This window comes from Streptomyces acidicola (genome assembly GCF_009377235.1).
GTDB lineage: Bacteria > Actinomycetota > Actinomycetes > Streptomycetales > Streptomycetaceae > Streptomyces > Streptomyces acidicola.
On sequence record NZ_VMNX01000037.1, the window covers coordinates 44,260 to 51,826 of the forward strand.

6 protein-coding genes and 5 tRNA genes are annotated in these 7,567 nt (G+C 69.0%); 1 reads left to right on the forward strand and 10 read right to left on the reverse strand.

Annotated features, from left to right (window positions below; genetic code table 11):
- Positions 1 to 4 precede the first annotated feature (4 nt).
- Complete coding sequence (gene leuC, locus FPZ41_RS13200) at positions 5 to 1,435, reverse strand: 3-isopropylmalate dehydratase large subunit (protein WP_152862252.1); 1,431 nt, start codon at positions 1,433 to 1,435, stop codon at positions 5 to 7.
- A 255-nt stretch (positions 1,436 to 1,690) separates the two neighbouring features.
- Between leuC and ndgR the strand changes: the two genes are divergently transcribed.
- Positions 1,691 to 2,407 carry an IclR family transcriptional regulator NdgR gene (gene ndgR, locus FPZ41_RS13205; protein ID WP_007384919.1) on the forward strand — a complete coding sequence of 239 codons (717 nt, stop codon included), beginning with the start codon at positions 1,691 to 1,693 and terminating at the stop codon, positions 2,405 to 2,407.
- Between the two features lie 253 nt (positions 2,408 to 2,660).
- Here ndgR and FPZ41_RS13215 read toward each other — a convergent pair.
- From FPZ41_RS13215 to FPZ41_RS47055, 9 genes are all read right to left on the reverse strand, one after another.
- A tRNA-Glu gene (locus FPZ41_RS13215) sits at positions 2,661 to 2,733 on the reverse strand.
- Positions 2,734 to 2,761: 28 nt separating this feature from the next.
- Positions 2,762 to 2,833, reverse strand: a tRNA-Gln gene (locus FPZ41_RS13220).
- A gap of 30 nt (positions 2,834 to 2,863) precedes the next feature.
- Positions 2,864 to 2,936, reverse strand: a tRNA-Glu gene (locus FPZ41_RS13225).
- 87 nt (positions 2,937 to 3,023) lie between these two features.
- A tRNA-Glu gene (locus FPZ41_RS13230) sits at positions 3,024 to 3,096 on the reverse strand.
- Between the two features lie 21 nt (positions 3,097 to 3,117).
- Positions 3,118 to 3,189: transfer RNA gene (locus tag FPZ41_RS13235), tRNA-Gln, on the reverse strand.
- A gap of 91 nt (positions 3,190 to 3,280) precedes the next feature.
- Positions 3,281 to 4,012 carry an HAD family hydrolase gene (locus FPZ41_RS13240; RefSeq protein ID WP_152862254.1) on the reverse strand — a complete coding sequence of 244 codons (732 nt, stop codon included), beginning with the start codon at positions 4,010 to 4,012 and terminating at the stop codon, positions 3,281 to 3,283.
- A gap of 61 nt (positions 4,013 to 4,073) precedes the next feature.
- Positions 4,074 to 5,573 (reverse strand): glutamate--tRNA ligase, encoded by a 1,500-nt coding sequence (gene gltX / locus FPZ41_RS13245; RefSeq protein WP_322620180.1) that lies wholly within the window; start codon positions 5,571 to 5,573, stop codon positions 4,074 to 4,076.
- Positions 5,566 to 6,354 (reverse strand): fumarylacetoacetate hydrolase family protein, encoded by a 789-nt coding sequence (locus FPZ41_RS13250; RefSeq protein ID WP_322620181.1) that lies wholly within the window; start codon positions 6,352 to 6,354, stop codon positions 5,566 to 5,568. The genes gltX and FPZ41_RS13250 overlap by 8 nt, the downstream gene beginning before the upstream one ends.
- A 264-nt stretch (positions 6,355 to 6,618) precedes the next feature.
- A complete protein-coding gene (locus FPZ41_RS47055) occupies positions 6,619 to 6,804 on the reverse strand; it encodes a hypothetical protein (RefSeq protein ID WP_322620182.1) in 186 nt (61 codons plus the stop codon).
- Positions 6,805 to 7,567: the final 763 nt, after the last annotated feature.

Here is a 7,567-nt window from a genome sequence, read left to right on the forward strand (position 1 = left end):
GCTCTCAGACTCCAGCGGGCGTACGGACGTCGGCGTCGGACAGTTCGGCGGGCGAGGCCAGGTGCCCCAGGACGGCCGTCGCGGCGGCCACCTGCGGAGAGACCAGGTGCGTCCGGCCGCCCTTGCCCTGCCGGCCCTCGAAGTTGCGGTTGGAGGTGGAGGCGGACCGCTCACCGGGGGCGAGCTGGTCGGGGTTCATGCCCAGACACATCGAGCAGCCCGCGTGCCGCCACTCGGCGCCGGCCTCCTTGAAGACAAGATCCAGGCCCTCGTCGACGGCCTGCAGGCCCACGCGCGCGGAGCCGGGGACGACCAGCATCCGTACGCCGTCGGCGACTTTGCGGCTCCGGAGGATCGCGGCGGCGGCGCGCAGGTCCTCGATGCGGCCGTTGGTGCAGGAACCCACGAAGACGGTATCCACCTTGATGTCGCGCAGCGGCTGTCCGGCGGTCAACCCCATGTACTCCAGGGCCTTTTCGGCGGCCAGGCGCTCCGAAGCGTCCTCGTACGAAGCCGGGTCGGGGACGGACGCCGAAAGCGGGGCACCCTGGCCGGGGTTGGTTCCCCAGGTGACGAACGGCGACAGCTCGCCGGCGTTGATGACGACCTCGGCGTCGAAGACGGCGTCGTCGTCCGTCCGCAGCGTCTTCCAGTAGGCGACGGCCGCGTCCCAGTCCTCGCCCTCGGGCGCGTGCGGACGGTCCTTGAGGTACGCGAAGGTGGTCTCGTCGGGGGCGATCATGCCCGCGCGGGCGCCCGCCTCGATCGACATGTTGCAGATGGTCATGCGGGCCTCCATCGAGAGCTTCTCGATGGCGGAGCCGCGGTACTCCAGGATGTAGCCCTGGCCGCCGCCCGTACCGATCTTCGCGATGATCGCCAGGATCAGGTCCTTGGCGGTGACACCCTCGGGCAGCTCGCCCTCGACGGTGATCGCCATGGTCTTCGGACGGGCCAGCGGCAGCGTCTGGGTGGCCAGCACGTGCTCCACCTGGGAGGTGCCGATGCCGAACGCCAGCGCGCCGAAGGCGCCGTGCGTGGAGGTGTGGGAGTCACCGCACACGACCGTCGTACCGGGCTGGGTCAGGCCCAGCTGAGGGCCGACGACGTGCACGACGCCCTGCTCGACGTCGCCCAGCTGGTGCAGCCGGACGCCGAAGTCGGCGCAGTTCTTGCGCAGCGTCTCCAGCTGGACCCGGGAAACCGGGTCGGCGATGGGCTTGTCGATGTCGAGGGTCGGGGTGTTGTGGTCCTCGGTAGCGATGGTGAGGTCGAGGCGGCGCACGGTGCGGCCGCTCTTGCGGAGACCGTCGAAGGCCTGGGGGCTGGTCACCTCGTGCAGCAGGTGCAGATCGATGAAGAGGAGGTCGGGCTCGCCCTCGGCGCGCCGGACGACGTGGTCGTCCCAGACCTTCTCCGCGAGTGTCCTACCCATCGCTTTCCCCTTTTTTTGGGCTCGCTCGCCTCAGGGGCGCTACAGCCGGTGTCCGGGGTCCGATCGTGCTCGACCCTTCGGGCCTGAAGCGCGTTCGGCCCCTCGACACCGGCGCGCCCCTTCGGCTCGCTCACCGCTGTTCTCGGGCATGTGGTCGCCGGGCCCATGGTTGATGGGCCGCTGTGGCTTCCAGAGTGGCGTGTTCCACCGAAAATTGAACTTGCGTTTCACAGAGTGAGACGCGAGTATCGTTGCATGGACAACAGTAGCGGCGTCGGCGTACTGGACAAGGCAGCCCTTGTCCTGAGCGCTCTGGAGTCCGGTCCGGCCACCCTCGCGGGACTGGTCGCGGCGACCGGACTGGCACGACCCACGGCCCACCGGCTGGCCGTGGCGCTGGAACACCACCGCATGGTGGCACGTGACATGCAGGGCCGTTTCATCCTCGGCCCGCGCCTGGCCGAGCTCGCCGCGGCCGCCGGCGAGGACCGTCTGCTCGCCACGGCGGGCCCGGTGCTCACCCACCTCCGTGACATCACGGGCGAGAGCGCGCAGCTCTACCGCCGCCAGGGCGACATGCGCATCTGCGTCGCGGCGGCGGAGCGGCTGTCCGGACTGCGGGACACGGTCCCGGTCGGCTCGACCCTCACGATGAAGGCGGGCTCCTCGGCCCAGATCCTGATGGCCTGGGAGGAGCCGGAGCGTCTGCACCGCGGCCTGCAGGGCGCCCGCTTCACGGCGACGGCCCTGTCGGGCGTACGGCGCCGGGGCTGGGCCCAGTCGATCGGCGAGCGCGAGCCGGGCGTCGCCTCCGTCTCGGCACCCGTGCGCGGTCCCTCGAACCGCGTGGTGGCCGCCGTCTCGGTCTCCGGCCCCATCGAGCGCCTGACGCGCCACCCGGGCCGTATGCACGCGCAGGCGGTCATCGACGCCGCCGCCCGCCTCTCCGAGGCCCTCCGCCGCACCGGCTGACTCCATCTCGCACGTCAGCCACCTCTCCCCCATACGTCACCCGGAAGTGGGCCGGCCTCAACGCCGCGGCAGGCCCTCTCAGGGGACAGCGCCCCGACGATCAAGTACTACCTGCGCGAAGGGCTGTTGGCGCCGGACCTCCAGGCGAACGCGATGACGACCGGGAGGGGGACGTGGAGTTGAGGCACCGCGACGGTGCACATCACAGAAACACCGGTGGCCCTCCACCGAAGTGAAGGGCCACCGGACCGCGTACCCCCGACCGGATTCGAACCGGCGCTACCGCCTTGAGAGGGCGGCGTGCTAGGCCGCTACACAACGGGGGCGTGGATGCTGCGTTTCCGCAGATCCGAGCTGGTCTACCTGGACTCGAACCAAGACTAACTGAACCAGAATCAGTCGTGCTGCCAATTACACCATAGACCAATATGGTTTAGACCAGTCAGCGCTAGTCAGTACCCCCGACCGGATTCGAACCGGCGCTACCGCCTTGAGAGGGCGGCGTGCTAGGCCGCTACACAACGGGGGCCCTGGCGATCCTCACCCGACGACAGCCGGGTTTTGTCACCACGGTGACGGCGGGAGCTACCCGGACCGCCTTCGTGGGAAGGATCTGTACCCCCGACCGGATTCGAACCGGCGCTACTGCCTTGAGAGGGCAGCGTGCTAGGCCGCTACACAACGGGGGCTTTGCAGATGAGCTCTGCGAGCTGGCCTACCTGGACTCGAACCAAGACTAACTGAACCAGAATCAGTCGTGCTGCCAATTACACCATAGGCCACTGGAACGCAAGCCCCTGAGGGGATCTTGTTCTAGTTTGCGCCTCCGGTTTCCGGCCTTCCGGCCCGCTCCTCGGCGGCGCAGGAAGAACATTACCCGAAGGTGGACGGCGCTCCAAAACGAGTATCGGAGCCGAGGAGCGCGGGCAGTTCGGCGAGCGAGGCGATCCGGTGGGGGCCGGCGGGGACGTCGCCGCCGGCGTGCGGGCCTTCGCGGTCGATCCAGACCGACAGCAGACCGGCGTCGGCGGCGCCCCGGCCGTCGATCTCCGGGTGGTCGCCGACGTACGCCACCTCGTGCGGCGGCAGGGCCAGTGCGGTGCAGGCGGCGTGGAAGGCCTCGGCCGCGGGCTTGTGGACGCCGAGCTCGGCGGCGCACAGCACCGTCTCGAAGCGGTCCCGCACGCCGAGGACGCGCAGCTTGCGGTCCTGCACCCGGATGGTGGAATTCGACAGCACGGCGTGTCGGTGGCTGTCGGCGAGGGCGTCGAGGACGGGCAGGACATCGGGGAAGAGCGCCCAGGCCCCCTCGTAGTGGGCGATGTAGCGCTCGAACCAGGCGTCGGCCTCCGCGTCGCTGAGCGGCGCGTCGAGGAAGGCCCGTACGCGGTCGCGCCGCGTGGCCTCCCAGTCGGTCTCGCCCGCGGAGAACCGCGCCCACTGCTGGTCCGTGAGCTCACGCCAGCGCAGCAGGGCCTGCTCGACGGACACGTAGCCGTCCAGCAGGCCCTCGGCGCCCAGGTGGGCGCGCATTCCGGCGCGGTCGGCCGTGGTGTAGTCGAAGAGGGTGTCGTCCACGTCCCACACCACGGCTTTGATCAGCATGACTCCGACGGTAACCCCGTCGTGTGGGACGTGTCCTTCGGTTGACGGTGGTGGTGCGTCGTTACGCGGCCAGCCTCGCCAGCGCCGCGTCGATGCGCGCCAGGGTCTTCTCCTCGCCGAGGATCTCCAGGGACTCGAAGAGGGGCAGGCCGACGGTGCGGCCGGTGACGGCCACGCGGACCGGGGCCTGGGCCTTGCCGAGCTTCAGTCCGTGGGCCTCGCCGGCCGCCAGGACGGCCTCCTTGAGGGAGTCGGGCGAGGTCCAGTCGGCCGCCTGAAGCTTCTCGCGGGCCGTGCGGAGCAGCGCGTCCGAGCCCTCCTTCATGGCCTTCGTCCAGCTCGCCTCGTCGAGGACCGGCTCCGGGAGGAACAGGAAGTCGACGTTGTCGGTGATCTCCGAGAGGACCTTCAGACGGCTCTGCGCGTGCGGGGCGATCGCCTGCCACTTGGCCTCGTCGAAGTTCTCGGGCGCCCAGGGGGCGAACGGGGCCTTCAGCCAGGGGGCGCAGCGCTCGGCGAACTCCTTCACGTCGAGCATGCGGATGTGGTCGGCGTTGATCGCCTCGCACTTCTTCAGGTCGAAGCGGGCGGGGTTGGGGTTCACGTCCGCCACGTCGAAGGCCGCGACCATCTCGTCGATGGTGAAGACGTCCCGGTCCGCCGACAGCGACCAGCCCAGCAGGGACAGGTAGTTGAGCAGGCCCTCGGGGAGGAAGCCGCGCTCCCGGTAGAGGTTCAGCGACGACTGCGGGTCACGCTTGGAGAGCTTCTTGTTGCCCTCGCCCATGACGTACGGCAGGTGACCGAAGGACGGGATCTGCTGGGCGATGCCGAGTTCGATCAGCGCCTTGTACAGGGCGATCTGGCGAGGGGTGGAGGAGAGCAGGTCCTCGCCGCGCAGGACGTGGGTGATCTCCATCAGGGCGTCGTCGACCGGGTTCACCAGCGTGTAGAGGGGGGCGCCGTTCGCGCGGACGATGCCGTAGTCCGGCACGTTCTCCGGGGTGAACGTCAGCTCGCCGCGGACCAGGTCCGTGAAGGTGATCGTCTCGTCGGGCATGCGGAAGCGGACGATGGGCTCGCGGCCCTGCGCCTCGTACGCCTCCACCTGCTCGGCGGTCAGCTCGCGGCAGTGGCCGTCGTAGCCGGAGGGCTTCCCGGCGGCGCGGGCGGCCTCGCGGCGCTCCTCCAGCTCGGTGGTGGTGCAGTAGCAGCGGTACGCGTGGCCGCCGTCCAGGAGCTTCTGGGCGATGTCCTTGTAGAGGTCCATCCGCTGCGACTGGCGGTACGGGGCGTGGGGGCCGCCGCTCGCGCCCGAGGCGCTGTCGAACGCGGCGGGGCCCTCGTCCCAGTCGAAGCCCAGCCAGCGCATCGAGTCCAGGAGCTGCTCGTAGGACTCCTCGGAGTCGCGGGCCGCGTCGGTGTCCTCGATGCGGAACACGAACGTGCCGCCGGTGTGGCGGGCGTATGCCCAGTTGAACAGGGCCGTGCGGACCAGCCCCACGTGGGGGTTGCCGGTGGGCGACGGACAGAAACGTACGCGGACGGGTGCGCTAGCCACGCTTGACTACCTTGTTGGTGAGAGTGCCGATGCCTTCGATGGTGACGGCGACCTCGTCGCCGACACTCAGGGGGCCGACCCCTGCCGGGGTGCCCGTGAGGATCACGTCGCCGGGGAGCAGCGTCATGGCCTCGGTGATGTTGACGATCAGGTCCTCGATGGGGTGGATCATCTCGCTGGTGCGGCCCAGCTGGCGCTGCCCGCCGTTGACCGTGCACTGGATGGTGAGGCCGTCACTGATCGCGGTGAGGTCGAGATCGGTCTCCACCCACGGGCCGAGCGGGCAGGAGGTGTCGAAGCCCTTGGCCCTGGCCCACTGCTTCTCGCGCTTCTGGACGTCGCGGGCGGTGACGTCGTTGGCGCAGGTGTAGCCGAAGATCACGTCCTGGACGCGCTCGCGCGGGACCTCGCGGCACATGCGGCCGATGACCACGGCCAGTTCGGCCTCGTGGTGCAGCTCGCTGGAGAACGGCGGGTACTGGATCTCGTCGCCGGGGCCCGTCACCGCGGTGGACGGTTTGAAGAAGGCGAACGGGGCGTCGGGCACCTCGTTGCCCAGCTCCTTGGCGTGCTCGGCGTAGTTGCGGCCGAAGGCGACGACCTTGTTGGGCAGCACGGGCGGCAGCAGCCTGACCTTGCTCAGCGGGACCTTCGTACCGGAGAGCTCGAATTCCGTGAACGGGATGCCCTTGATGATGTCGAGGACGAGCTCGTCCGGCTTGTCGCCCTCGACCGCGCCGAACGCGACGTTCCCGTCGATGGAGAATCTGGCAATGCGCACGGGATCCCTGCGCCCCTCACTTGAGCCGGCTGGAGTCTGACGATCCAGGCTAACGCGGCGGAGGGCCGTCACCCCGCCGATTACGCCCCGCTCATGACGAAGGGCGCCCGGGACGTCTCGGGGACGTTCTGGGCGCCCTTCACAGGGCTTCACAGCCCTTCACATTTGCGCTCGTCCGCCTGATCACCGAATGATGGGACGCGACCGGCGAACTTCGTAGGTGTCCGGACACGCCCGCTTCGAGCGGTCGGTGACCGGCGCGCGCTATCCGGCGACGGCAGCCTGGACGGGGACCTCGTCGAGGATGGTCCGCCGGGGGTTGGCGGTCTGGGCGGGGAGATCGACGGAGTGCTCCTGCTGCGGCGTCTGAAGTTCGTCGGCGTCGGCGAGATGCGCCAGAGTGGTGCGTCGCGGGTTGGCTATGGCTTGGAACAACATCGTCGTCTTCACTGGTGTACGTGACCTCGCGGTTGTGGGCGCCGGACGGCCTCAAGAGCCGTCCCAGAAGCGCGGGTTGTCGGATTCGCCATCCCTGTAAAGCGTCAGGCTAAACATGCAATTCCCGGGGTAACTCGTGAAGACGGCATGATCACCGTGTGAGTTTCCTCACTCAGCAATGGACGTTTCGGGCAATCGGGACCCTTGCTTCGCCCCGACGAAACGGACATCGCCCAACTGAAGCACGCATTCCGCTCCTGATCATCGCGACTGGGACACGCCGCGTTGCCCTGCACCTCGCTCTCGTTTGTCCCTTATATACGCGCTCCACTTGCACTCTTGGTGACCCTTCCCTCACCCGGTGTCACGTTGAACACAGGGTCACCCATTGGCCTTGTTGGAGATCCTGCACTGTGCTGGAATTCCACGGACCGCCGCGGAGGAGACCCGGCGCACAGGGGGCGCAACGCAGCGCCAAGTGGCGGCGGGAAGGGGGAGCCAGCGCCGGTCACTTCAAGACCAATAGGGGTGTGCCTTCAAGGCGGCCCCAGACGCCGACACCGTCTCGCCGTTCACCCGGAGAGGCGCCTGGTCCAGAGGTTGCGACGCTAGTGCAGGGACGTTTCAAGAGGGATGGCAGCGCTTCGGCGGAGCCGGAGCCGCACGGCGGGACTGGCCCCATGAAAGGCAGCTCCGCGCCCCAGCACGCCCAGAACCCGGGCCCGGCGGAGATCGGCAACAGCGGTGAACGCTCCGGGCGCCCCGGTGCGTCCGC